General features: G+C 39.5%; 22 protein-coding genes. 19 read left to right on the top strand and 3 right to left on the bottom strand.

Translation table 11 applies throughout. The features are described 5' to 3' along the window. Window positions 1-309: 309 nt before the first annotated feature. Window positions 310-492 (bottom strand): thioredoxin domain-containing protein, encoded by a 183-nt coding sequence (locus RMA94_RS14115; RefSeq protein WP_311083518.1) that lies wholly within the window; start codon window positions 490-492, stop codon window positions 310-312. A 282-nt stretch (window positions 493-774) separates the two neighbouring features. On the opposite strand from RMA94_RS14115, the gene RMA94_RS14110 reads away from it, so the two are divergent. The 3 genes from RMA94_RS14110 to RMA94_RS14100 all read left to right on the top strand — a co-directional run bounded on the left by RMA94_RS14110 (window position 775) and on the right by RMA94_RS14100 (window position 4,013). Continuing rightward, window positions 775-1,884, top strand: coding sequence for an alkene reductase (locus RMA94_RS14110; protein ID WP_311083516.1), 1,110 nt, complete (start codon window positions 775-777; stop codon window positions 1,882-1,884). 84 nt (window positions 1,885-1,968) lie between these two features. After that, window positions 1,969-2,670, top strand: a complete 702-nt coding sequence (locus RMA94_RS14105; RefSeq protein WP_311083513.1) for a DsbA family oxidoreductase — start codon at window positions 1,969-1,971, stop codon at window positions 2,668-2,670. Between the two features lie 788 nt (window positions 2,671-3,458). Then, window positions 3,459-4,013 (top strand): TetR/AcrR family transcriptional regulator, encoded by a 555-nt coding sequence (locus tag RMA94_RS14100; RefSeq protein ID WP_311083511.1) that lies wholly within the window; start codon window positions 3,459-3,461, stop codon window positions 4,011-4,013. Window positions 4,014-4,092: 79 nt separating this feature from the next. Here RMA94_RS14100 and RMA94_RS14095 read toward each other — a convergent pair whose 3' ends face one another. Then, a complete protein-coding gene (locus tag RMA94_RS14095; protein ID WP_311083509.1) occupies window positions 4,093-5,436 on the bottom strand; it encodes a PepSY-associated TM helix domain-containing protein in 1,344 nt (447 codons plus the stop codon). 323 nt (window positions 5,437-5,759) lie between these two features. Between RMA94_RS14095 and RMA94_RS14090 the strand changes: the two genes are divergently transcribed. From RMA94_RS14090 to RMA94_RS14075, 4 genes are read left to right on the top strand one after another with little or no spacing between them, the layout of a single operon-like run. Next, complete coding sequence (locus RMA94_RS14090) at window positions 5,760-6,779, top strand: ABC transporter substrate-binding protein (RefSeq protein WP_311083508.1); 1,020 nt, start codon at window positions 5,760-5,762, stop codon at window positions 6,777-6,779. Between the two features lie 2 nt (window positions 6,780-6,781). Next, window positions 6,782-7,792, top strand: coding sequence for an iron ABC transporter permease (locus RMA94_RS14085; RefSeq protein ID WP_311083507.1), 1,011 nt, complete (start codon window positions 6,782-6,784; stop codon window positions 7,790-7,792). Next, window positions 7,789-8,553, top strand: coding sequence for an ABC transporter ATP-binding protein (locus RMA94_RS14080; protein WP_311083506.1), 765 nt, complete (start codon window positions 7,789-7,791; stop codon window positions 8,551-8,553). Before RMA94_RS14085 ends, RMA94_RS14080 begins: the two co-directional genes overlap by 4 nt. Beyond that, the gene (locus RMA94_RS14075) at window positions 8,550-9,041 is read left to right on the top strand and encodes a GNAT family N-acetyltransferase (RefSeq protein ID WP_284090910.1); all 492 of its coding nucleotides are present in this window, start codon (window positions 8,550-8,552) and stop codon (window positions 9,039-9,041) included. Before RMA94_RS14080 ends, RMA94_RS14075 begins: the two co-directional genes overlap by 4 nt. Here RMA94_RS14075 and RMA94_RS14070 read toward each other — a convergent pair. Further along, window positions 9,036-9,824 (bottom strand): helix-turn-helix transcriptional regulator, encoded by a 789-nt coding sequence (locus tag RMA94_RS14070; protein WP_311083504.1) that lies wholly within the window; start codon window positions 9,822-9,824, stop codon window positions 9,036-9,038. The genes RMA94_RS14075 and RMA94_RS14070 overlap by 6 nt on opposite strands. Window positions 9,825-9,922: 98 nt before the next feature. On the opposite strand from RMA94_RS14070, the gene RMA94_RS14065 reads away from it, so the two are divergent. From RMA94_RS14065 to RMA94_RS14010, 12 genes are all read left to right on the top strand, one after another. Next, window positions 9,923-10,732 (top strand): sulfite exporter TauE/SafE family protein, encoded by an 810-nt coding sequence (locus RMA94_RS14065; RefSeq protein WP_284090908.1) that lies wholly within the window; start codon window positions 9,923-9,925, stop codon window positions 10,730-10,732. A gap of 181 nt (window positions 10,733-10,913) precedes the next feature. Beyond that, window positions 10,914-11,798 (top strand): phosphoribosyltransferase family protein, encoded by an 885-nt coding sequence (locus tag RMA94_RS14060; RefSeq protein WP_311083503.1) that lies wholly within the window; start codon window positions 10,914-10,916, stop codon window positions 11,796-11,798. Window positions 11,799-11,809: 11 nt separating this feature from the next. Beyond that, window positions 11,810-13,303, top strand: coding sequence for a nicotinate phosphoribosyltransferase (locus RMA94_RS14055; RefSeq protein WP_311083502.1), 1,494 nt, complete (start codon window positions 11,810-11,812; stop codon window positions 13,301-13,303). A 60-nt stretch (window positions 13,304-13,363) separates the two neighbouring features. Beyond that, the gene (locus RMA94_RS14050; RefSeq protein WP_311083500.1) at window positions 13,364-14,131 is read left to right on the top strand and encodes an NrtR DNA-binding winged helix domain-containing protein; all 768 of its coding nucleotides are present in this window, start codon (window positions 13,364-13,366) and stop codon (window positions 14,129-14,131) included. Between the two features lie 72 nt (window positions 14,132-14,203). Continuing rightward, a complete protein-coding gene (locus RMA94_RS14045; RefSeq protein ID WP_311083498.1) occupies window positions 14,204-15,598 on the top strand; it encodes a methylenetetrahydrofolate reductase C-terminal domain-containing protein in 1,395 nt (464 codons plus the stop codon). 166 nt (window positions 15,599-15,764) lie between these two features. Continuing rightward, window positions 15,765-15,887 carry a hypothetical protein gene (locus RMA94_RS14040; RefSeq protein ID WP_000737387.1) on the top strand — a complete coding sequence of 41 codons (123 nt, stop codon included), beginning with the start codon at window positions 15,765-15,767 and terminating at the stop codon, window positions 15,885-15,887. A gap of 730 nt (window positions 15,888-16,617) precedes the next feature. Beyond that, window positions 16,618-17,679: an HlyD family secretion protein gene (locus RMA94_RS14035; RefSeq protein ID WP_126645530.1), complete on the top strand. Its 1,062-nt coding sequence runs from the start codon at window positions 16,618-16,620 to the stop codon at window positions 17,677-17,679. Between the two features lie 24 nt (window positions 17,680-17,703). Further along, window positions 17,704-19,251: a DHA2 family efflux MFS transporter permease subunit gene (locus RMA94_RS14030; RefSeq protein ID WP_311083495.1), complete on the top strand. Its 1,548-nt coding sequence runs from the start codon at window positions 17,704-17,706 to the stop codon at window positions 19,249-19,251. Between the two features lie 187 nt (window positions 19,252-19,438). After that, window positions 19,439-20,227, top strand: coding sequence for a hypothetical protein (locus RMA94_RS14025; protein WP_311084036.1), 789 nt, complete (start codon window positions 19,439-19,441; stop codon window positions 20,225-20,227). Further along, window positions 20,224-21,810: a GH3 auxin-responsive promoter family protein gene (locus RMA94_RS14020; protein WP_311083494.1), complete on the top strand. Its 1,587-nt coding sequence runs from the start codon at window positions 20,224-20,226 to the stop codon at window positions 21,808-21,810. Before RMA94_RS14025 ends, RMA94_RS14020 begins: the two co-directional genes overlap by 4 nt. Then, complete coding sequence (locus tag RMA94_RS14015) at window positions 21,807-23,135, top strand: TolC family protein (protein WP_311083493.1); 1,329 nt, start codon at window positions 21,807-21,809, stop codon at window positions 23,133-23,135. The genes RMA94_RS14020 and RMA94_RS14015 overlap by 4 nt, the downstream gene beginning before the upstream one ends. Further along, window positions 23,128-24,291: a hypothetical protein gene (locus RMA94_RS14010; RefSeq protein ID WP_311083492.1), complete on the top strand. Its 1,164-nt coding sequence runs from the start codon at window positions 23,128-23,130 to the stop codon at window positions 24,289-24,291. The genes RMA94_RS14015 and RMA94_RS14010 overlap by 8 nt, the downstream gene beginning before the upstream one ends. The last annotated feature ends 33 nt before the right edge of the window (window positions 24,292-24,324 follow it).

The following is a 24,324-nucleotide window of genomic DNA, read 5'->3' as shown; positions in this document are numbered from 1 at the left end:
AAAAGTAGCCTACCTACTAGTTGGTTTGTAGATTATATAGGCTAATTTTAAATGTCAAGCACTAGCAGAAAATAGTTTGGAAAATTATTCAGCTTTAATCTCAGATTTCGTTAAGCAAAGAGAACCAATGGAACTCTTTTCTTCGTTTTTCTCATCATTTTTTGATTCGGACTTTATGAGTTCTTCTAAAGCTTTTTGGTAATCGGAGATAGGCTTTACTCCTACAATACGATGGATTAATTGCCCATCTTTGAACATTAATACAGATGGTAAACCCCATATATTATAACGGGTTGTTAAAACTGGTGCCTAATCAACATTAACTGTGCCAATAGTTACATTAGCTTCAATACTTTTCACAAATGTATTAAATAAACTTTCGCTATTGTGGCACGGTGGGCACCAAGGAGCATAAAAACGGACCACTGCTAAGCCTTCTTTCCATTCAATTTCATGAAAGCTATCTTCGTTTAAAGTATGTAATTTACGCATTATAAAACTACCTCTTTTCTGTATTTAAAGATTCAGAATTCATTTAATGAATAGTATTTAATCACTTATTAAGCGCAATCAATTTCAGAGGGAAATTAAAAATACTATTGCCTACCTACTAGTTGGTTGATATAGTGGCATCAACTTGTCATTTGTGCAATAGGAATGAGGGAGTGCAAATTTTGTACTTCTAAAACAGGTCAATGCCTGAGTCATTCACTGAATGATGAGTGTGGTTAAAGAAATTTCTTAATTATCTGTAAATCTCTCTAGAGGTCTGTGATGAATAAATTATTCACTCCCCATAATTTGGTGGATATCCAATTAAAAAATCGCGTAGTAATGGCACCCATGACGCGTACGCGAACATTGAATGGAGTTGCAGATGAACTTACTGCGCTTTATTACTCCCAGCGAGCTTCCGCGGGTCTAATCATTACTGAAGGTTTACCTGTGTCTGAAGAAGGGCGTGGTTATTTATATACGCCTGGTTTGTATAATGATGAACAAATGCAAGGATGGAAAAAGGTTACTGAAGCAGTGCATGCAAAAGGTGGTCGTATTTTTGCTCAGCTCTGGCATGTGGGAAGAATGTCGCATGTTTCAGTTTTACCTGATAGTCAAGTGCCTGTTTCTTCTGGGGTTATTCCAGCGACCAACACTACAGTATTTGCATATACTGATTCGGGTGAACCCGGTCCAGTTACGCCAAGTAAACCTCGAGCTTTAGAAACTGAAGAAATCAAACGTGTTACTCATGATTTTGTTAAATCTGCACAATTAGCAATTGAAGCAGGGTTTGATGGCATTGAAATTATGGCTGCAAATGGATTCATCTTTGACCAGTTCCTCAGTACTGAGTTAAATAACCGAACAGATCAATATGGCGGAACTGTTGAGAATCGCCAACGTTTTCTTCTAGAAACTATTGATGCTATTTCGCAAGAAATTGGCCATGACAAAGTGGCTGTCCGACTTTCTCCTTTTGGTCGTATTTATGACTTGGCACCTTATGAAGGCGAGGTTGATACTTGGGCAAATATTGCGTCAGCTCTTGGTAAACGTAAATTGGCCTATGTCCATTTGTACTATCAACCTACCTATGAAACAGCACCTTTAGAAGCCCAAAATTTTAAAACTTTATTCAGAGAAATTTTTTCTGGAACTATTATCGCAGCTGGTGGTTTTAATCAACAAAGTGCTGAGGCGGCATTAGAAAAAGGTGAGGTCGATTTAATTGCGTTTGGTGTCCCTTATATTGCTAATCCCGATTTAGTAGAGCGGATGCAGAATAACTGGCCCTTGGCGGAAAGTGATCGCACAACATACTACGGCGTAAGTGGATCTCCAGCAAAAGGCTATACAGATTATCCAGAATATAACGGCAAATAAACAATGGGGTGCCTAGTTAATTTTTGACACTAGGCATTAAAACTTCTTTGTTTTTAAACATCTAATGAATTTACTGAGAAATTTATGAAAACTCTACCTTCACAAATTACCGTAGATATATGGTCAGATTTTGTTTGCCCTTGGTGCTGGATTGCTAAAAAAAGATTTGAGAAAGGTTTAGAGGCCTTTGAACATAAGAATCAGGTAACTATCCAATATCACAGTTACCGTCTAGTAAATGGCCTTACACCACAGCCCTTTAAAGATGCATTGTATAAAAAATTTGGTGGGAAAAGTGGGGCTGATGCGATGATGAGCCATGTAAAAAGTGCAGGTGAGCTAGAAGGTCTGATCTATAACTTTAATAGTATGCTTTTTGGCGATACTTTAGATGCCCATGCCATTGTAAAGTTGGCGCAACAGAAGGGTGTTGGTGAACTATTAACAGAAAAGTTTTTTAAGGCAAGCATAACTGAAGGTAAGTCTATTTTTGATCATAAGGTGTTGGTTGAGCTTGCTAATGAAGTTGGAGTTCCTCGTGAAGAAGCTAACAGTGCCTTTAGTAATATTTCGTTTAAACAAGAAGTTTTAAAAGATGAAGCAAGTGCACATGCGATGGGTGCTAGTGGAGTGCCGCTTTTCATTATAAATAATAAATATTCAATCAGTGGTGCTCAGCCTATAGAAACTTTTTTAAGTGCATTAGAGCAGGTATGGGAAGAAAAGCAGAATGAATTAATGATCACAGAGGGTCAAAGCTGTGGCATTAATGGTTGTAGTATTTAGTTTGATGCTAAGGAATGATTGTATTTTAAGTAAAGTTCTAAATAAATCCGCGTCCATCTAAATACGAGTAATTGAAATATCACTTTCTTTGCTCCTCAATAAACGCCGTGTTTCGGTAAATCTCATTATTTCTAATTAATCTGGGCTGTGCATTTCGCTTTAGGGTGCACAGTTCAAAAAACTCTCTCAACAAGACAATATTATTAAGCCAATATTTAAGAATTTCCTTAATTATGTAATTTAATGAAAAACAATAATTAATTAAATATTTTCTAGCCAATATCACATTGACACCTTAAATATTGAAGATTACCATTTGCAGGCTGGCCTACATTGCCAGTCGGTTGTCGCAGACCGAATCAAACGAGCATTAAAAGTTTCATACTTTTAGTGTTGAGCCCTCGTGCCCCCTCTACGGTGGAACGGAGGGGGACACCTTCGGGTGTGCTGGCCTCGTTTGACCAGTCTGCGAACCCCTTTCGTTCTGCCACCATAATTTATAATGTTTTGGCAGAACTCCCAATAAAAAGGAGTTGGCTTTGCACATTCATCATTTCTTGGCAGTCTTTGCCAAAGTCTATATCGACACAACTTAAACTTTTAAAAAGGTTTGTAGGTTTTTCAGGCTTTAAATTATTATCAATCAAAACTTAATCAACAATAAAACTTGAGATGTGCCAAGCACAGTCTTTATGGTTTTGCTATGCCTTTTTTCACCTTTAAAAAAAGTGGAAGGCTTTTATATCTCATTTATATACAACAATAATTTATTTTAAAACGGTAACATTATGCCACATTCAGATCTCCCATCTCGTGCTTTAAGCGCGCTACATACCTCTCGGAGCCTTTTTAATAATTATGGCTTTCATAAAGTCGGGGTAGACCGAATTATTGAAGCAGCAAAGATGCCGAAAGCCACGTTTTATAACTATTTTCACTCAAAAGAACGCCTCATTGAAATGAGTCTGACCTTTCAAAAAGATGGATTAAAAGAAGAGGTGCTTTCAATCATCTACGTTCAGAAAGATTTAACCGTAATTGAAAAACTTCGCAAAATTTACTTTTTACATGCAGATTTAGAAGGGCTTTATCATTTGCCATTTAAGGCCATTTTTGAAATTGCAAAAACACATCCAAAGGCTTATCAGGTTGTAGTTAACTATCGAAACTGGTTAATCAATGAAATCTATAATTTACTTTTAACGGTAAAAAGTACGGCCTCAAAACCTGATGCGCACATGTTTTTATTTGTGATTGATGGGGCGATGGTTCAATTTTTAGATTCAAATAGTGTGGATGACAGGGAAAGGTTGCTAGATTATTTTTTGGCGCAGATTGCGTAATTCTTTCTTTGACTTGGAATTTTTGATTAAAAAAGGAGTTAGGCAAAATTTAAGTCTAACTCCTTAATCAAATGAAGATTTATGATTTAGAAGGGATGTATTTACGCATTACAAGGATGAGTATCGTAAGCAAAATACTAAGACCAAAAACAGGTAAGCTTAGGCCTAACACAATGCCAGCTAGCATTAACAATACTTTTTGCTGGCCAGTTGCACGCTTCCAAATAAATAAGCTTTGACCAACAAAGTGAGTTGTCATGAGTTTTAAATTTGAGTTTTTAAATGCAGCCTTATATGCATAAATAATCATGATACAAAGTGCAAGCGCATAAAGTGCGAGAACCAACTGATTTATCCAGCCAAATAAAATACCAATATGAGCATCAACTCCCCAACGAGTTAGTTTTGCCACCAGTGAATAGTCTTTAAAAGCAAGTTGATCGATGACTTTATATTGTTCCATATCAATGGCGATGCTATCTGCTTGAGTTGGCCATTTACGCTGAATCTCGGCCACTGTCCAAGCTTGATTTCCACTGGTGGGTGGTTTGATTTGTATTTGTGCCGCCTCAATGCCATGTGCTCTGGCTATTGAAAGAGCGGTATCAAACTCAGCTGACACAATATTTAAATTAAGATTTTCACTGTGTGGCATGTCGTGATGTTCATGATGCATCACTGTAGGTAAATTATCTGTTTGAAGGGAAGTTGCTAATGTTGGGGTTTGCCAGTTAAGCCACTGACGAGCAACTCGAATATTATCGCCAGCCCACTCGGACCATGTAAGACCAGTAATGGCGATTAATAATAAAAGTGGAAATAAAAATAAACCAAGCGTGCTATGCCATCTTAATAATTTATTTTTTTGTGTTTGCCTGATTTTAAGATTTTGACGACGTTTCCACCAATTATACAGTCCAGTTAAAGTCAAAATGGCTAACCAACTTGCTGCCAGTTCACTATAAAAGCGGCCCCATTTCCCTAGTAATAAATTGCTATGTAATTGGTCGAGCGTAGTCCGAAACGGTAGAACTCCACTAGTACCATAGACAGCCAGATGGCCTTTGGCTTTAAGCGTAAAGGGATCAACAAAAACGGCTTCACTGGTAAAATGATGTATCGGGTCTGAGAAAATAACACGAGTTGTCTGATCAGAACTTGGGGCTGGTCTAACTTCAATTACCTGTGCAGACTTGGGCATCACTTGCTTTGCGGCTTCAATTTGCTGACTCAGCTTATATTGCACTTGGTTCAATGGCTCAACGTATAGAACATCTTTATAAATCGCTTGTTCAAGTTGAGGTGTAATCGCATAGAGTAAGCCGGTGAATGCTGCGACCAATATAAATGGTGCAATGAAAATACCAGCATAAATATGAATTAAACGGTAAAGACTACGCCAAAAGGATGAATGGGTCAGCATCAGAAGATAATGTCTATCAGGTGTTGGGCGGATTATAACGACTTATTTCTCTTAATGTTGATCGAGCTGTAACCGCTATTAAATTATTTGAATGGCGCTTAGGCAGAGTGTTTAGACTAATAATTAGATAGTTTTTATTACTTAGTAAATTTGGCGCTTTTTTTGCTTAGTATTTAAGATCTTGTCTACCAAACTTTATTTGATAACTTCACAGCTTATGATTCAAACCGTCTTGCTCTCTTATGGTGTTTTTTTCACATGAAAAATGCACTAAATAGACGCATCTTTTTATTTTGCACTGTATTTGTGCGTTGGGTAGTGTAATGAAGTTTTTGGTTTCAATACTCACTTTATTCATCCTATGTGGATGCTCTTCATCTGAACAAAGTGGTAAAGCGCAAGAAAAGTTAGCAGCCCATTCTATATGTGTTTTTGATAGTACAAATACAAAAGTCTGTGTAGCCAAACCAGCCCAAAGAATTGTTTCTTTGTTTGAGTCGGGTTTAGATGGCTTATATATGCTGGGGCAAGGTCATAAATTGATTGGCATACCGGCCGAAGTATACATTCAACCTTTATTGTTTAATGCCTACTCAAAAATAGATAAGCGTATCGCCAATAAACAGCTTGCGACACCTTCACAAGGCGCAAATGCAACCAATATTGAAAGTCTCGTTTTGTTAAAACCAGATCTGGTAATTTTAGGGAGTGGGCAAACCCAAACGATTGAACTGTTGCGGCAGTTTGGCATTGCTGTATATGTGATGGAGTCCAGTACCTACCAACAAGTGAAAGAAGAACTTTCTGAAATTGCTATTCTAAGCGGTGCCCAAAAACGTGCCCAAGAAATTTTAAGTTTTTCTGATGAAGTTGTGGCAGAAGTCGCAGCTAAAACTGCACGTCAGACAAATAAACAATCGATTTATTATGCATGGTCAGGAGGGCGGATTTTTTCTACCTCTGGTCGCAAGTCTATTACTAATGACTTTATTGAGCTGGCGGGTGCTTACAACATTGTTCAGACCGATGCAAATCAACCCAACGTAAATCCCGAGACCTTAATTGAATGGAACCCAGACAATATCGTTCTTTGGAATACCAATCCCCAACTGATTTATGAACGAAAAGAATTACAAGGCTTAAGCGCTGTACAAAACCGAAAGGTTTTTAATTTGAGTCCCGCATTTATATATAACCCGCATACCATCAAAATTATTATTACGGCGATTTATTTGAATCACAGTATTTATCCTGAACAGTCCGATTTACCTGTAAGTGCTTTACAACAGCGTATTTTAACCAAGTTGTATGGTGAGCACCTTGCAAAAGCGTTGGTGCAATGAATATGGAAAAACTGAAATATTATTGGTTTTACCCGTTACCCGTCGTCATGATTTTTATCTCGTTGCTCATAGGGCCAACTCAGACCTTGAGTGCATGGGACTATTTGCGGTGGGGTGTGCAAGCGGTCTTCGGTACACCATATTTTGATGCTGAACAATTTAGACTGATGCAAAATATTCTTGTGAATGTCAGACTGCCTAGAATTTTACTGACCTTTATGGTGGGGGCTGCATTAGCAACAGCCGGTAATGGCTTGCAGGCATTGTTTCGTAATCCTTTAGTTGACTCATATGTGCTCGGTATTTCATCTGGTGCGGCGTTTGGGGCAGCTTTAGCACTTTCTTTAAGTTGGCTTTCGCCAAATCTATCAGCCTTTATTTTTGGTGTTTGTGCTGTTGCCTTAACGTATTTATTTGCGCATCAAAAACATGAAAGCCAGACGTCGTTAGTGATGGTGATTTTATCGGGCATGATTGTTTCGGGGCTGTTTTTGGCAGGACTTACAGTTATTCAATACTTAAGTGATCCATTTAAATTACAAGCCATTGTGCAATGGACGATGGGCAACTTACATCAGGCTTCTTGGCAAAAAGTTCAATACGCCGTGCTACCGATTTGTATTGGTCTTGCCGGATTATTTGCAATGCGTTGGCGCTTAAACTTAATGGCACTCGGTGCCGAAGAAGCACAGGCTGTGGGTGTTAACCCAAGGTGGGAACAGCTTCTTTTAATTGTACTAGTAACTGTATGTACATCAACGTCTGTGGCTGCTGCTGGCATTATTAGTCTATATGGGCTGTTTATGCCGCATATTGTGAGAATGTTGGTTGGGCCAGATCACCGCTATAGCATTCCTGCCAATATGGTGTTGGGCGGCAGTTTTCTACTGATGATTGATAACTTTTCTCGGGTTTTACTTACGTTTGAAATACCGATTGGTATTTTTACTATGCTACTTGGTGCGCCATTTTTCTTATTATTAATGAAAACACAGAGGACTCATTGGGCATGATTCAAATTGATCAGTTAAATTATGCCTATGGGCACAAACAGGTTCTCAAAAACATTCATTTGGAGTTTCCTGAAAATCAGTTTTCCGTAATTTTAGGGCGCAATGGCTGTGGTAAATCGACACTTTTTAAATTGATGGCTGGCCTAGAACCTGTAAAAGATGGCTTGATTCGTTACTCTGGAAAACCACTATCGGACTTTAAAGGGAAAGATCGGGCAGCCTTACTCGGCTTTTTACCGCAGTTTCATAAAACCGTATTTCCATTTTTGGTTAAAGATGTGGTGATTACGGGACGTGCCGCTTTTAGCAGATATAGACCTTTAAAATCAGACTGGGAACGTGTAGACCAAGCTTTGCTTGATTTAGACATTGAGCATTTACGTGACCGACCTTATACCGAGCTATCGGGTGGCGAAAGACAATTGGTCATGATTGCCCGTATTTTAGTGCAAGCCCCAAAAGTTATTTTGCTCGATGAACCAACCAATCATCTCGATGTTTATTATCAGTCTTATTTAATGAAAAAATTGCGTCAGTTGTCGCGGCAAAATTTTACGGTGATTGCGATTATGCATGATCCCAATTTGGCTTTTTTATTTGCAGACCATTTGTTTTTTATGCGCCAACATGAAGTGGTTAAGCCTGAGTCTAAAACACGAATAACCGATCCGAAGTTTTTAAAAAGTGTCTACGATGTTGAGTTTCATGAAGCCATGATTCAAGACAAAACTATTGTTATTCCTGATCATTCGTGGCTATGAATATGTTGAATTATCAGGTGGTTGGAAAAACAGACTATGAGCCTGCGGTAGAGTTTGCGCTTTATACAAGACAACTGTTATTCCCAGAAATCTATCATGGGCAAACTCCCAAAGATTTAAAAAAATTTGAACAATTTTATGTCCATGATCCATTGGGCTGCTTTATTACGGTAAAAGATCAAAACCGCATTATTGGCACCATTGCATATCGGGTGTATGACCATCGTTTTGATTTAAATTTACCCTCGAATACGGTTGAGGTGGTTAAGTTGTTTGTATTACCTGAATACCGCCGTAATGGCATCGCAACTCAGCTATGCAACATGTTGTTTAGCCATGCCAAAAACCATTCTATTACTAGTTTGTATTTGCATACTCATCCATTTTTACCGGCGGCTGAAGAGTTTTGGGCTCTACAAGGTTTTGATGTTATTAAAAGAGAATGGATCGATACCTATGACACTATTCACATGAGTAAATCTTTATAGCGCTTTATCATGTGCATAAAATCTTTTTTGAAATTGGCTAGGTGGATAACCCATAATTTTACTGAACATTGTGGTAAAAGCTGCCGAGTGTTCATAGCCCAAATTAAAAGCAATTTCCGTAATTGAGATATTTTCTTTTAAGGCATTTAAAGCATAGATAATGCAGACTCGATTACGCCAAGCTTGAAATGACAAGCCAGTTTCAGACTTAAACCAACGATGAAAAGTTCGTTCACTTTTATTGTGGTCATGTGCCCAATCTTTAGGGCTACTATGAATATCAGGATGCTCCATAAACTCAGCACACTGTTTAGAGAGTAATGTGTTTTGAGGCAGAGGAATAAACAAAGGCAGGGCTGGTGCAGCTTCTAGTTCATATAACAATAAATCGATAAGAGCGCCGTCACGGCATGAGTGTTGGTAGTCAATAGGTAGCTGATTTGCCTGAATGAGCAGTTGATGTAACAAAGGCGAGACTTGTATAACCTCGCAATAGTTTGCTTGTCTTGGTGCATGGCCCGCTTCTATATATAAACTATAAGTACTGACTTTAGATAGCCATACCCGATGTGGTTTACCTGCGGGTATCCATACACCGCTGTACGGTAAAACGAGCCATTGACCATCTTCAGTTTCAACTTTCATGAGACCTTCGGGTGCATATAAGAACTGAGCACGACGATGGCTATGCGTATCTAGCAAAGTATCAGCAGGATAGTCTGATCCTAACGCTAGAACTGGTTGCGGTAGATGGTCTACCTCGTTAATTGGAATATTACGCATATATTTTTGGCTGAAATAAATAAAAATATGGCTTTTCTACGTTAGTTTGCCATAGAGCTATTTTATATCATGCCTCTATAAACGTGAGGAAGATAATCATGCTATATGAGCTATTTTTATTTGGACTACTTTCAGGCATAACCACTTGGTTATTTGGTTTTGGCGGCGGTTTTGTGGCTGTACCTTTGCTTTATACAGTCATTATTCAAAAGTGGAGTAACGAAAGCAGTGTCAGCATACATGCTATGCAAATCGCCGTAGCTACATCAGCTTTTGTCATGCTCTGCTCGGCAAGTTTTGTAACCTTCCGACACTATCGGTCTGGACATATAGATTGGCAACAAATCCGCTTTTTATGGGGCGGTATTGCACTTGGTGGAATTGTTGGTGCGGTAATGGCCTCATTGTTTAATGGAAATTGGCTTCGCTGGATATTTATGAGCTATGTGTTCGTAACCATTATTGATTGTTATTACCGACCAGGGTTTATAGTGACCTTGAGGCAAAAGCAACAATATGGGCAGAACAGCGAACTCATTAAAGGGGGCATTATTGGTTGGGTTGCAGCACTTTTAGGTGTGGGTGGCAGTGTAATGACAGTTCCGTTATTAAGGCGGCGGGGTAGTTCTATGGCAGAGGCTGCGGCTATTGCAAACATTCTCACGCTGCCTTTGTCTTTAACTGCAACACTGACCTATTGTGTATTGTCAATTTGGCAATCTACATGGACACCTAGTGGATTTATCGGCCTAATCTGGTTTGAAGCTGCTTTATTCTTGGTTGTTGGAACATGGATTGGGCTATATTTTTCAGAAAAATTTATTTCAAAACTACCTGATTTATGGCGTGCAAAGTTGTATCCACTACTTCTAATAGGGGTTTTGACTGTCATGCTTTTTGTAAATTAATTTTTTATTTCACTTGTTTGAAGAATAATTTTTATTAAATAACAAATCTCTAAATACTCTAAAACTGTAAATTTTATTTCTTAAATGGCTTTAAAAAAAGTTTAAAAATTAGACTTGCAATATATAGTGGCTTTGTGCCACTATATATTCATCGAAGGTCATCAGACAAAAAGAGGATGATATGGCTATCCAGCTTTTAGATGCGTCAAGAAATGAAATTCCAGTGAAATTCACGCAGTTTTCTGGTGGCGAGCGTCATGTTCAAATTGATGAGACAACGTTAGGTTCATTATCTGGCAAGATAATGGTTCGCGCCAATATGACCTCAAGTCATGATGTGATGGACTATTTGTTACTTGAGAATATATTGCTGACTCAAGGCTTAACCGTTGACCTAGAAATTCCATATTTTCCATACGCCCGTCAGGACCGTATTTGTGCAGTAGGCCAAGCGTTCTCGCTTGATGTGATGACGAAGCTACTCAATATCAATGCAGACAAAAAAGCGGGCAAACAAGGCAAGGTGACTGTTTGGGACTGCCATAGTGAAGTAACGACAGCATTACTTGCTGCCAATACTTCTTTTAGTGAAGTTGTAAACATCAGTTCAGTCGACATCATCTCAAAGAGTGAAGCGCTAAGTACATTGTTAAAAGATGAAAAAACAGTACTGATTTGCCCAGACAAAGGTGCAAAAGCACGCACACAAATGGTTGCAAGTGCTTTTAATGGCGAGCGCAAACAACCCCTCACTATTGTTCAGTGTGATAAAAAACGTGACCCAGTGACTGGCAAAATTTTAGGTACACATGTACATGCAACGGATTTATTAGGCCTAACAGCGGTCATTACCGATGACATTTGTGATGGCGGTGCAACCTTTATTGGTATTGCTAAAGAACTCCGTCGCCTCAATTGCCATAAGGTCGTTCTATACGTGACCCACGGTATTTTTAGTAAAGGTATAGAGGTTTTTGATGGACTGCTAGATCAACTATTTACCTCAGACAGCTTTCCACAACAACCATCAGACAAAATTTCAGTAATTGCTTTTGCAGCAAAATAAAGAGAACAAAGATGACGATTAAACTTAATCCATTAAACGCTATCGATTTTTATAAAGCTGATCACAGACGTCAGTATCCAGCAGGTACAGAGTACGTGTATGCCAACTTTACGCCGCGTTCATCTCGACTCGCTAAAATGTTGCCTGACTTTGACGATAAAGTTGTGTTCTTTGGTCTTCAGGGTTTTATCAAACACTTTTTAATCGATACATGGAATGAAGGCTTTTTCAAACAACCTAAAGACAAAGTAGTGGCTGCTTATAAACGCCGTATGGATAGTTCATTAGGTGAAGGTGCTGTACCAGTTGATCACATTGAAGCATTACACGACTTGGGCTATTTACCATTACGCATTAAAGCATTGCCAGAAGGTAGCCGCGTCAATATGCGTGTACCTGTGCTTACCGTAATTAATACCGACCCGCGTTTCTTTTGGTTAACGAACTATATTGAAACGGTGTTAAGTGCTGAACTTTGGAAAAGCTGTACTACGGCCACAATTGCCTATGAATACAAACGTTTATTAACACAATATGCCGTAAAAACTGGCGCACCACTCGATTTTATACCTGTACAAGGACACGATTTTAGTAGCCGTGGTATGAGTGGAATTTATGATGCTGCACAATCTGGCGTTGGCCACTTAACCAGTTTTATTGGAACAGACTCGGTTGCTTCAATTGACTATGCAGAAGAATATTACAATGCCACAGGGGTGATTGGGGTATCTGTACCAGCGACCGAACACAGTGTGATGTGTATGGGCACAGAAGACAGTGAGCTAGAAACATTTAAGCGTTTAATTTGTGAGCTTTATCCGTCGGGTGTTGTCAGCATCGTGTCTGATACTTGGGACTTTTGGCGAGTGATTACCGAGTTTACAGTGGCTTTAAAACCTGAAATTTTGGCAAGACAATCGAATGCTTTAGGCTTGGCTAAATTGGTTTTTCGTCCAGACTCTGGTGACCCTGTCAAAATTATTTGTGGTGATCCAGATGCTGAAGTCGGCAGCCCAGCCTACAAAGGTGCAGTTGAATGTTTATGGGAAGTATTTGGCGGTACAACAACTGAGCAAGGCTATAAAGTTCTGAATGAACGTGTCGGTTTAATTTATGGTGACTCAATTACTCTAGACCGTGCACAGCGTATTTTAGAAGGGTTAGAAGCCAAAGGTTTTGCTTCAAACAACTTGGTGTTTGGTATAGGCAGCTTTACCTATAACTACTTAACTCGAGATACTTTTGGATTTGCTGTAAAAGCGACTTGGGGACAGGTGAATGGTGTAGGCCGTGAGTTGTTTAAAGACCCGATTACTGACTCAGGTGTGAAAAAATCTGCGAAAGGTCTGTTACGGATCGAAGAAAGTGAAAATGGTTTTACCTTGTTTGATGAGCAAACAGCCGAACAAGAACAAGGCGGAGCACTAAAAACCGTCTTTGAAAATGGTAAACTTCAATATGAGTGTACTTTGGATCAAATTCGTGAGCGTTTATCCATCGCATAACTGAGTTTATATGAGTCGTTACATGGGTATCGGCTCATCATTTTTATTGAGAGGCTGAACGTGACTATTCAAACTGAACAAGAATTCCTTGCCAGTTATGATCGCCGAGATTATGACGCACCTTTACTCACGGTCGATATGGCTATTTTCTCGGTATTTAATGGTGAGTTGCAGGTATTACTCATTAAGCGCCCCAACTTTCCAGCCAAAGGCCAATGGGCTTTACCGGGTGGTTTTGCCGATTTAACTCATGATCAAGACTTGATGGCCACAGCTTATCGTAAGCTGGTCGAAAAAACAGGAATTAGTTCACCTTACTTGGAACAAGTTGCCTCTGTGGGTAATGCTAAACGTGACCCGCGTGGCTGGGCCGTAACCATTTTGTATTTTGCATTAATCGATTTTAATGCCTATCAACACCAAGCATTGGCTGAATACAGTGAATGGGTGTCTGTAGCAAAAGCAAAAGATTTAGCATTGGCGTTTGATCATAATGAATTGCTCAGTTTGGCTTTAGAGCGTTTAACCAGTAAAACTCGCTATACCGCATTGCCAGTTAGTCTAATGCCTGAGTTATTTACGCTAACCGAGCTACAAACTATTTATGAAATTATTCTTGGGCAATCTTTAGATAAAAAAGCGTTTAGACGCCGTATGATAGAAGCGGGCGCAGTTGAAGAAACCAACCACAGTAAAATTGTAGGCAAACGGCCAGCTCAGCTTTACCGCTATGCACTCGATTCTTTCGATTTTATATTTCCTCGCTCACTCGAATTACCTAGAAATAAAGAGAGTGAAGATAAGCAAAACAATGAGCTTTCTGACTAGCGCATCTTGATGCACTTTGATTTATAATGCCGCGCTTATGATTGATGTCATGTTTTGATCAGCACTTTGCCTATGTCTCACGTTTCTTCCTGCTTCCAGCAAAACCAGTTTTTTGTGTTGGTGGAATATCTCACTTCACTGCATGAAATTTATCCTGTGAAACATGAGTTCGCAGGATATCCAGCTGCAATGACATTGGCAGATCGCGTACATTCAGATCATGATATTGCGCCGCTTGAAGCCAGCAAAAGTTACCCTGACTCAATAGAGAAAGTCTTACACTTTTCAGGTAAGGCGCGAGACATACAAGACTTTGAGCGCTTTTTAGAACAAGCTCAAGCAGCCAATATTCAAAACTTGTTATTGCTTACAGGCGATAAACTCAAAGAACACCATAATGGTCGAGATGGACAGCCGCGTAGCCGATACCTAGAGTCGGTAAACGCCGTAATGGCAGCTAAGCAACATGGTGGTTTTCGTATTGGCGTTGCTTTTAATCCGTTTAAATATGTCGAAGCTGAGCGTGATGCACAGTATTTAAAACTGCATAAGAAGATTAAAGCAGGTGCTGACTTTATCATTACCCAATTGGGTTATGACATTGATGCTTTAAAACAAGCCAAATCATTTTTAACAAAGCATGCTTATTCGCAGCAAATACTGGCTTGTGTCATGCCGCTGACTTTGGGCCGTGCCAATTTTATGGTGAAGCATAAAGTCGCGGGTATTGTGATTACTCCACACATGTTAAAAGTCTTGGTAGACGAAAAACAGGCAGGACATACAGACCGAGTTTATTTGCGCTGTGCTTTACAGATTTTGATATGTAAAAAGTTAGGGTTTGCAGGAATTCATTTATCTGCTTGTCATAAGCCAGAAGAGCAAATGTTGCTTGAGAGCTACATTGAGCAATACAGACATTTGGAGCTTAAAGCTTTAGAAGAGCTTTGGAATTCACTTTGGCAAGTCACGTCAGGCAAAGAGTTTTCGCCTGAAATTTCGCGTTTTTCACGTCAGCCAACGTCTAAACAATTAATTAAATATCGTCAGCTACATGTTATGCATGAAGCAATGTTTGGATCAAAAATCGCTAAAGGCGTCGGACGTTTTATTTTCAAAGCATCTTTTTGGGAAAATGCTTTGATCGCCAAACTCTTACTTAAAACGGAAGTGCTGAGTAAACATAGCCTAGTGGGCTGTGAAAGCTGTGGTCAGTGCCGCCTAAGCGATACTTTATACATTTGCCCTGAAACGTGTCCAAAAGGTTTAGCCAACGGCCCTTGTGGTGGTACAACTTTAGACCGCTGTGAATTTGGTGACCGTGAATGTATTCACTCAGTCAAAGCAAGACTTGCAAAAGCTGTTGCACAAACAGAAATATTAAAGGAGAAATTGATTCCAACTGTGCCTCTTGAAATTAGAGGGACCAGTTCTTGGAAAAACTGGTATTTAGCGACTGAGGCTTAAGTTTTGTATTAACCGTTGATTTGTCTTGCTAAAAAATTAAATGAGATGCTAAAGCACGGCGATAATTTAAAAATAACAATTGTTTGCCTTAATTATGTCCAATCAAAATGGCTATCGAGGAGTATACTTAAAGCAAATCTTTTGCGTTAAAGGAAAGGCTGTCTCAATGAAAAAATTGGTTGCTGTACTTACTGTAATTGTTGTTTTAACTGGATGCGTTTACGACCCTGTTAATTACAACAAAATACACGACCAAGAGTTCCAAGATCACCTCAGGCAAAACGGTTAGTAATAAAAAGCCCACTCAATGAGTGGGTTTTCATTTGGAATAACTTTAGAAGAAATTTTTAAGGGTTTATATAAGTAAAAGATCACTTAAATCACTATTTTTAAAGGTTTGTTTGACTTTTAAATAAAGGGTTTGAAACTATTTTTATCTGGAAAATATAAGTTATTTTAGTCATCAGAATGGCTTATTTATTAAAAATAACGTTTATTTGTTTTATGGATATTGTTATTTTTGAAAAATATAATATTTATAACTTATATATATTTTATATTTATAAGTATAACAAATTTGATTGTTAACTCATTTTTAAATTAAATATTGTTTTGATTAATAATACTTAATGATTACACAATAAAACTTATTCTTAATGTTAGTGAAATAAATCACTCTATTCAAACATATACCTCTATTTGTTACTATTCTTATAAATTATTTATTAACAGGTGCTTATCTTTGTTTTTTTGAGATTTTTTTAACCAAAAATCTCTACAAATTAGAATTACATAATTTTTTAATATAGTTTATATAATATGTTTTATTGACATAAATAGAAAAAATATCTGGCAAATAGGTCAATGATATTTAATTCACTTAAGAACCATAATTTGCACCAAATTTTACGCTGTCACGATTCATTGTATAAAACCAAGTGAAAAGTTACGTAAAAAAGAAACCAATAATTTTATTGGCTTAAATAAAAAATCGAATATTACAAATAAGCGGAATGAATATGGATAACGTAGCTCAGCTAGAAACTGATACTAATTTCCAAAGCCGAAAGAAAATAACTTGGGGTGTTTTTAGTGTCCTACTGTTATTTTTATTTGCTGGCATATTATATTATTTTTTTGTATATCGTTTCTATCAATCTACAGATAACGCTTATGTGCAAGCCGATGTCACTTGGGTGATGCCAAAGATTTCGGGCGAAGTAATAGAATTATTAATTAACGATAATCAGGTGGTAAAAAAAGGGGAAACTTTAGCGGTATTAGATCACCGCGATTATCAAGCTCGTTATGACCAAGCCCGCTCAGTAGTCAGCTTAAAAGAGGCAGCGCTGGGTGTACAACAACAAAATGAAAAGTCTGCACGCTCTTCAATTACTGAAGCTCATAGTGGCGTAGTGGCAGCACAAGCTGATTTAACTCGTTTAAGAAAAGAGTTTGAGCGTTATCAAGATTTATTAAAAGATGGGGTGATTACCCGACAAAACTTTGAAGGGGTTCAGTCTCAATATTTAACGGCCCAAGCTCAACTCAGCAAAGCGCAAGCCGCCGTAAATGCGGCAGAAGCTCAGTTGGGGAGTTTACAAGCGAGTCGAGCGCAGCTTCTAGCAGATATTCAAAGTGCCAATGCAAACTTAAATCTGTATCAGGTCGATTTGGCTTCATCAAAAGTGGTCAGTCCTGTAAACGGTAAGATCGGTAGCCTTGCAATCCAGAAAGGCTCACGTGTTTCTCCGCAAACCCGCTTAATGGCGATCATTCCTGAAAATAGTTTGTATGTACAAGCCAACTTCAAAGAAACTCAAATTGAAAAAATGCATATTGGTCAGAAAGTTAAATTAAAACTTGATGCCTACCCAAGCCTGACCTATACCGGAAAAATTGAAAGCTTTTCACCTGCTTCAGGCGCAACTTTTTCACTCATGCCACCAGACAATGCCACAGGCAACTTTAACAAGGTTGTTCAGCGTATTCCTGTGCGTATTGCCATAGATTCAAGCCCACATATTGATTTGATAAAACCTGGAATGTCGGTGAGTGCCACCGTTGACCTAAGAACTTAATAATAAAATTTTAGGTAATAACAAATGAATAAGCACCTTGAGGCCGAGTGGAGATTCCCAGCAAAAACTGCATGGGCAATTTTTGCTGCCATGATTTTTGGCAACTTCATGGCGATTCTTGATATTCAGATTGTGGCGAGTTCTTTAAACGAAGTTCAAGCTGGTATGAGTGCAAGTCGTTACGAGGTCACTTGGGTGCAAACGGTTTATTTAATTGCCGAGATTATTGCAATTCCCATGTCGAGTATTGTCTCGCGGGTACTTTCAACACGGGTGTATTACACCATCTGTGCAATTGGTTTTACGGTGAGTTCTTTACTTTGTGCCTTGGCATGGAACTTAGAAAGTTTATTGGTTTTCCGTGGCATACAAGGTTTTATGGGCGGCGGCATGATTCCGACCTCCATGACCGCATTGTATCTACTTTTCCCCGAACCAAAACGTTCATTGCCATTGGTTATGTTTGGCATGATCAGTACTTTAGGGCCTGCGATTGGCCCAACCATTGGCGGCTGGCTCACCAATAACTTTTCGTGGCACTGGATGTTCCTGATTAATATTATTCCGGGCATTATCATTGCTACGGTCATTTACTCAGGCCCTAATATCGACCGTGCCAACTATTTACTCATCAAAAGTATGGACTGGTTTAGTTTGGTCGGTATGGCGATGTTTTTAGGTGGGCTTGAATATTTCCTTGATGAAGGCGCAAGACATGACTGGCTTGCAGACACAGGTGTCCGTATTGCGTTTATGATCTGCATTGTGGGCGGCATGATTTTCTTCTCTAGAAGTTTTACCCAGCCTAAGCCTTTGCTCGATTTGTCTGTATTTAAAAATAAAAATTTTACCTTAAGTGCCATCACAACTTTTGTGATTGGCATGGCGCTCTATGGCTTGGGTTACATGATTCCCGTGTTTCTTGGGCAAGTCCGTGAAATGAACAGTAGCCAGATTGGTCACGTCATGATGGTGACAGGCATTGTCATGTTCTGCTTTGCGCCGTTCCTGGCGTGGCTCATTCCCAATTTTGATACCCGAAAAACCGTATTTGTCGGAATGATTTTGGCTGGTTTTGGTGTGTGGCTCAATTCGCACCTCAGCATTCACAGCGATTATGACTTTATGTTTTGGCCGCAAATTTACCGTGGTATTGGCCTCATGATCTGCCTGATTGTGGTTTCACATTTAGCCATGAGCACTTTGCCGCTGAGTAAAGTAGCCGATGCCAGCGGTATTTATAACCTGATGCGCAATATCGGCGGTGCGGTTGGACTAGCTCTCATTAACTCATCGTTAGATTGGCTGACTGCGCTACATGTCACCCAGATTAATCAGGGGATGACACCGCAAAACTGGATTTTTACAGAACGACTCGACCAACTCACGGCGCAATATCAAGAAGTCGGCTCAAATGCACAGCAAATCGCACTCAGTGTGATTTACCGCGACATTCATTTTCAGGCACTGACATCGAGCTTTAATGACCTATTACGCATGCTCGCAATCATCATGTTTGTGACCGCATTTTTAACCATCTTTATGGATCGGGGGAAGAAAATGAATATGTAGATATTTAAAAATAAAGGCAGCTTTCAAAGAATGAAAAACAACAGGGCATATCAAAACATATCCCTTCATAGAAAAAGAACATTGATCTGAGTTTTCTAAAATCGGTTGATGAGATCGGGGAACTCACAAATTAGAGGTGGAAGGTTAAAGGATTATGATTAATACAACGTATAAACTAATTTCAAAATTGAACCTGAAAAACACGACTTATGGTCAATATTTTGAAAAAGAGCAAATCGATACTGAACGATTAAAAGTGATGTATTCCATTTACGAACAGTATTATGAAAATACGAGATTTTCTATTTTCGTAGATGATTTCCAAAATAAAAGCGGTGCGATCTTAATTTTTGATTCGGAAACAGATGAGATTGTCGGTTTTTCGACTGTGGTGGTGCAGCATTTCTATTTAAACGGTAAAGACTACACCGTGTTATTTAGCGGAGACACGGTTGTTTTGAAGAAGTTTTGGGGTACGCGTAGTCTGCAAAGTACCATGCTAAAACTGATGATTAAGCTTCGAATCAAATATCCATTTAACGAACTCTATTGGCTCCTGATTTCTAAAGGCTATAAAACCTACTTACTGCTCGCCAATAACTACTATGTGTATTACCCAAACATTAAAGATGAAAACCAGCATCTTTCAGAAGTCGTTGAGCACTACTGTGAAAAATTCTTTGGCGAATATTATGACAAAGATGCGGGGCTCTTAAATTTTGGAGACGACTATCAACCATTAAAAGGCGAAGTTGCACCGATTACTGCCGAAATGAGAGAAAAGAACCCAAATATTCATTTCTTTGAACAAAAAAATCCAACTTGGAAAGCCGGTACTGAACTGCCGTGTATCGGCCGTCTTGGTTGGAAAGACATAGCCCGTTTTCCCGTAAAGCTGATGACTAAACCGACCAGTAAAGGAAAGTTTGAAGCATGCGTAACCCATAAAACAAAACGTAGAGAGGCCATCCAATGAAATCTAATGAATGGCTAACTTTGGGTTCGCATCTGATTTTAAAAAAATGGTGTGATGCATCTGACCGTAATTTCCAAAAGCAGTTTAATGCCTTAGAGACCACACAACGTCAAATTTTGCATTCGATATTACAAACCTCTACCTTTGCTAAAGATAAAAAGGTCCAAAATTATGAGCAGTTTGTAAAATCATTTCCTGCGACACGTTATGGCGCATGGCGAGAAGACATTCAACTTTACCGTGAACAAAAGCTTTCACTGTCTAGCAGTAAGCTCGTTCGTTTCCAGCCGACCAGTGGTTCGAGTGAACAAATCAAGTTCATTCCATATACCAAGTTGTTTTTAGATGAACTTGACCATGCGATTGCACCGTGGATGGCAAGTTTATACCGTAAGTGTCCAGAGCTTAGCTCTGGTACACACTACTGGTCGGTGTCGTGGTTGCCTGAAAGTCAGCGTGAAGTTTTAAAAGATAAAAATTTAAATGATGACAGTGCGCTACTTGGTATAGGTAAGCGCATTTTATCTAAGTTTACCCAAGCCGTTCCAAGTAATGTTGCCTTTGCCGCCAATGCCGATGATGCACTGTTTGCCACCATTTGTTATTTGGTTGCAAACCGTAACTTAGCCATGATTTCGGTGTGGAGTCCAACTTTTGCGCTGCAATTGCTTGAGCGTTTGGAGCTACTACAACAAGACGTGATTGAAGTTTTACAAAGTGGTTTATGGGGCAATCGTCAGGCTTCATTAAAAGAAGTGACTGCACCGCATAGCCCTGAAAGTGCTCAAGCCTTAATTACTTGTTCAAACGCTGAACAAATCGACTTTAAAAAGCTCTGGCCAAAGTTAAGCCTGGTGTCGAGTTGGGATACCGCAGGTTCAAAAGCTTGGGCCGAAAAATTAAAAGAGAAGTTACCCAGTGTTCAGTTTGAAGGCAAAGGGTTATGGGCGACCGAAGGTGTAGTGACCATTCCCTACAACGACCAATATCCATTGGCCTACCAAAGTCACTTCTACGAATTTGAATATTTAGAAGGTGATAAACAAGGGCAAATCATTCCGTCGTGGCAGCTTAAACAAGGTGATGTGGTGAGTCCGCTGATTACTTCGGGTAATGGCTTACTTCGCTACTGTCTGGATGATTGCTTACGCGTCACTGGCTTTATAGAGCAAATTCCGTGTTTTGAGTTCCAAGGTCGTCGTTTTGGGGTAGATCTGGTCGGTGAAAAACTCGCGCCTGAAACAGCTCATCAGTTATTGTCGCAGTTAAATGAAACCGAATCGAAAGCGATTTCTTTACTCGCGATTGATACCCAGCAACAGGTTAAACCATTTTATTGCGTGCTTTTTGAAGGTGACATTCATCACAGCATTAGCAATGAATATATCGACAGTATTTTGCGTCAAAACTTCCATTACGAACTTGCACGAAACTTGGGGCAGCTTGATGAGCCTCAAATTCGCCAAGCCAATAATGGTTGGAATGCGTACAAGAAACTGGTCATGTTTGATGGCATTATCGAAGGCAATATCAAACCTGAGCCACTTAAAAAAGTCACCCTCAATAGTTTGGAACAACTATGAAAGGGATGAAGCCATTTAATACTCGTTTTTTAACACTTCGACACGCCTTGTACTTAGGCGTGTTGGTTGTGTCGAATGTACAGGCTATGACTTTAGATGAGGCTTTGTCAGCCAGTTTAAGACATGAAAGTCAGCTTGAAGTCAGTCGTTTAAGCGTGAACCAGTCCACCGCAATGCTTGAGCAAGCCAAGCAGCGCGATGGACTTAAAGTCAATTTAGTCGGTCAACTGGACTATGAAAGAATAGATACACCTTCACACGTCTTGTTTCCAACCGAAGGAAACCGTAAAGGTCGAAGTTTACAATTGCAGGCTGATTATCCGATTTATACATCTGGACGACACCGTTTAGGAATAGATGTTGCCGAAAGTCAGCTTTCTGCCCAAAACCAAGGTTTGTCAGATCAAAGATCGGAAACTATCTTAAATACCGTGATGGTCTATACCGACGTATTAAAAAAGAAAGCCATTTTAGAACTTAGACAAAAGACCATGGCAAATCTGCAACGGTCTTTATATGAGTCAAAGCGCCGTTTTGATGTGGGCATGATTACCCGTGCAGACTTAGCTCAGGTTTTGGCGCAAGTTGCACAAGGCCAAGCCGATATTACACAGGCCCAATCTAACTTAACCGTAAGCGAAGCGCAGTTTTACCAAGTGACAGGTGTAACGCCTGAAAACCTTGTCCCCATTAAACAACTGCCAGTTATTCCAGCTAACTTAGATGAAATTTTGGCTCAAACCAAGAACCATCCCGCTTTAATGCGCAGCAAATACGAAAAGCAAGCTGCCGAGAAACAATACGCTTTAACTAAGCGTGAACTCTGGCCAACGGTCATGCTCACCAGCCGTGCCGGAAAGCAAGATGAAGCAAGTTATATTGGTTCGGAAAGTAATAACTATATGGTTGGGGTGCAGCTCAATGTACCGCTTTATGACGATGGCTTAAATCGCGCCAACGTTAAAAAAGCACAGGCCGATATCGATTTGGCTAACCAAAAAACGCGAAGTCTTGAACTAGATTTAAATAAGCGTACACGCACGACCTACGCCCAGCTTCAAACCATTCGACAAAATAAAGAAGCATTGGCAAATGCCATAGAGGCCGCGTCTATTGCCTTTGTCTACACACGTAAAGAGTTTGATGTTGGCACCAAAACCACGTTTGATTTGCTCAATACCGAGCAGAAGTTACTTGATGTACAAACCCAAAAAACAGTGAATGACCAAGACGAAGTGGTGTTTGTCTATCAGCTACTCGACCAAATGGGCCGTTTAAATAACTTGGTTCCCGTTCAGACCGCACAACAGGTGAATAATGAATAAAACAAATCCACCACTTGCTGACAATACCCTCATTACCCGAGAAGCGACTTTGGCAGATGACGAAGCTTTACGAGACTTAATTGCCGTACCGATGACCACCAAAGGCATACAAATTAGCTTTCAGCGTGAACCAAGTTATTTTAGAGCATCTGACATTGTTTATCGGCATAAACTGCATGTTGTAATTGAAGACACTGAGAGTCAAAAGAATGTCGCTTGTTATAGCAATGGTTACCGTCCATGTTATGTCGATCGGAATATTCAAAACTTACGCTATGCGGGGGATTTACGGGTAGATCACAACTATCGCGGGAAATCACTGGTTAAGGTTTTGGCGAAGCATGTAAAACAAACCATGCATGAACCGAACTATAGTCAAATGATTATTTTTGATGATAACCATGCTGCGCGCGCTGCCATCCAAACGGGCAAAACAGGAATGCCAGATTATTATGACGAAGGGCTTATTGAGACATTAAGTCTGACCGACACTGGCGCAAAACGAAAAATCACGTCTTTTTTAAATCAGGTTGATAAACAGAGTGATCTTCAAGAGATTCGTAGCTGTGTTGCTGAAGCTCAGCATGTAGAAGCCATGAACCAATTTATTAGCGACATGGCAGAACACTATAACTTTATTCCAGCTTATAACTTTGAAGAACTGGCCCAAGGACATCGGTATTTTTCAGGGATAAAACTCTCGGATTTTTCACTTTACTTTAAGGGCGAAAAACTGGTGGGTATGTTTGGCTTGTGGGATCAGCATAGTATTAAGCAAACCAAGATTTTAAATTATAGTTCGGCTATAGGTGTGCTTAGACCCGTTTATAACTTGCTAACCCCAATTACTAAAGGCATGCGTTTGCCTAAACTCGGTGACTCTATCAAGTACCATGTGCTACATACGCTTATGTGCCATCCACAAGATTTGGCTTTGCATCATAAAATGCTCGAAGATGCCTATCACAAGTCAAAACAGCAGGGCGTTGGTGTGGTGAGTTTTACGCTTTCACATAAAGACCCGCGCTATCAGTTAAACCAGTTTTATAAAGGCGAACGCTTAACAGGAATGCATGGTTTTATTAGTTATGAAGGCGACCCACGACCACATTTTGATAAAAACTTGATTCCATACTTAGAAGTTGGCCGTATTTGATTTAACGCTTGAATTGATACTTTGGATGAAGCC

This window comes from Acinetobacter sp. V115_6 (assembly GCF_031799025.1).
GTDB classification, from domain to species: Bacteria; Pseudomonadota; Gammaproteobacteria; order Pseudomonadales; family Moraxellaceae; genus Acinetobacter; species Acinetobacter pittii.
This window is presented reverse-complemented; position numbering and strand designations above follow the sequence as displayed.

Bases quoted from the DNA above. Each gene is read 5' to 3' on its own strand.
- RMA94_RS14045 (WP_311083498.1), top strand. From the start codon at position 14,204: ATGTCTCACGTTTCTTCCTGCTTCCAGCAAAACCAGTTTTTTGTGTTG.
- RMA94_RS14100 (WP_311083511.1), top strand. From the start codon at position 3,459: ATGCCACATTCAGATCTCCCATCTCGTGCTTTAAGCGCGCTACATACC.
- RMA94_RS14020 (WP_311083494.1), top strand. From the start codon at position 20,224: ATGAAATCTAATGAATGGCTAACTTTGGGTTCGCATCTGATTTTAAAA.
- RMA94_RS14090 (WP_311083508.1), top strand. From the start codon at position 5,760: ATGAAGTTTTTGGTTTCAATACTCACTTTATTCATCCTATGTGGATGC.
- RMA94_RS14085 (WP_311083507.1), top strand. From the start codon at position 6,782: ATGGAAAAACTGAAATATTATTGGTTTTACCCGTTACCCGTCGTCATG.
- RMA94_RS14055 (WP_311083502.1), top strand. From the start codon at position 11,810: ATGACGATTAAACTTAATCCATTAAACGCTATCGATTTTTATAAAGCT.
- RMA94_RS14040 (WP_000737387.1), top strand. From the start codon at position 15,765: ATGAAAAAATTGGTTGCTGTACTTACTGTAATTGTTGTTTTAACTGGA.
- RMA94_RS14080 (WP_311083506.1), top strand. From the start codon at position 7,789: ATGATTCAAATTGATCAGTTAAATTATGCCTATGGGCACAAACAGGTT.
- RMA94_RS14070 (WP_311083504.1), bottom strand. From the start codon at position 9,824: ATGCGTAATATTCCAATTAACGAGGTAGACCATCTACCGCAACCAGTT.
- RMA94_RS14105 (WP_311083513.1), top strand. From the start codon at position 1,969: ATGAAAACTCTACCTTCACAAATTACCGTAGATATATGGTCAGATTTT.
- RMA94_RS14095 (WP_311083509.1), bottom strand. From the start codon at position 5,436: ATGCTGACCCATTCATCCTTTTGGCGTAGTCTTTACCGTTTAATTCAT.
- RMA94_RS14075 (WP_284090910.1), top strand. From the start codon at position 8,550: ATGAATATGTTGAATTATCAGGTGGTTGGAAAAACAGACTATGAGCCT.
- RMA94_RS14060 (WP_311083503.1), top strand. From the start codon at position 10,914: ATGGCTATCCAGCTTTTAGATGCGTCAAGAAATGAAATTCCAGTGAAA.
- RMA94_RS14030 (WP_311083495.1), top strand. From the start codon at position 17,704: ATGAATAAGCACCTTGAGGCCGAGTGGAGATTCCCAGCAAAAACTGCA.
- RMA94_RS14115 (WP_311083518.1), bottom strand. From the start codon at position 492: ATGCGTAAATTACATACTTTAAACGAAGATAGCTTTCATGAAATTGAA.
- RMA94_RS14010 (WP_311083492.1), top strand. From the start codon at position 23,128: ATGAATAAAACAAATCCACCACTTGCTGACAATACCCTCATTACCCGA.
- RMA94_RS14015 (WP_311083493.1), top strand. From the start codon at position 21,807: ATGAAAGGGATGAAGCCATTTAATACTCGTTTTTTAACACTTCGACAC.
- RMA94_RS14110 (WP_311083516.1), top strand. From the start codon at position 775: ATGAATAAATTATTCACTCCCCATAATTTGGTGGATATCCAATTAAAA.
- RMA94_RS14035 (WP_126645530.1), top strand. From the start codon at position 16,618: ATGGATAACGTAGCTCAGCTAGAAACTGATACTAATTTCCAAAGCCGA.
- RMA94_RS14065 (WP_284090908.1), top strand. From the start codon at position 9,923: ATGCTATATGAGCTATTTTTATTTGGACTACTTTCAGGCATAACCACT.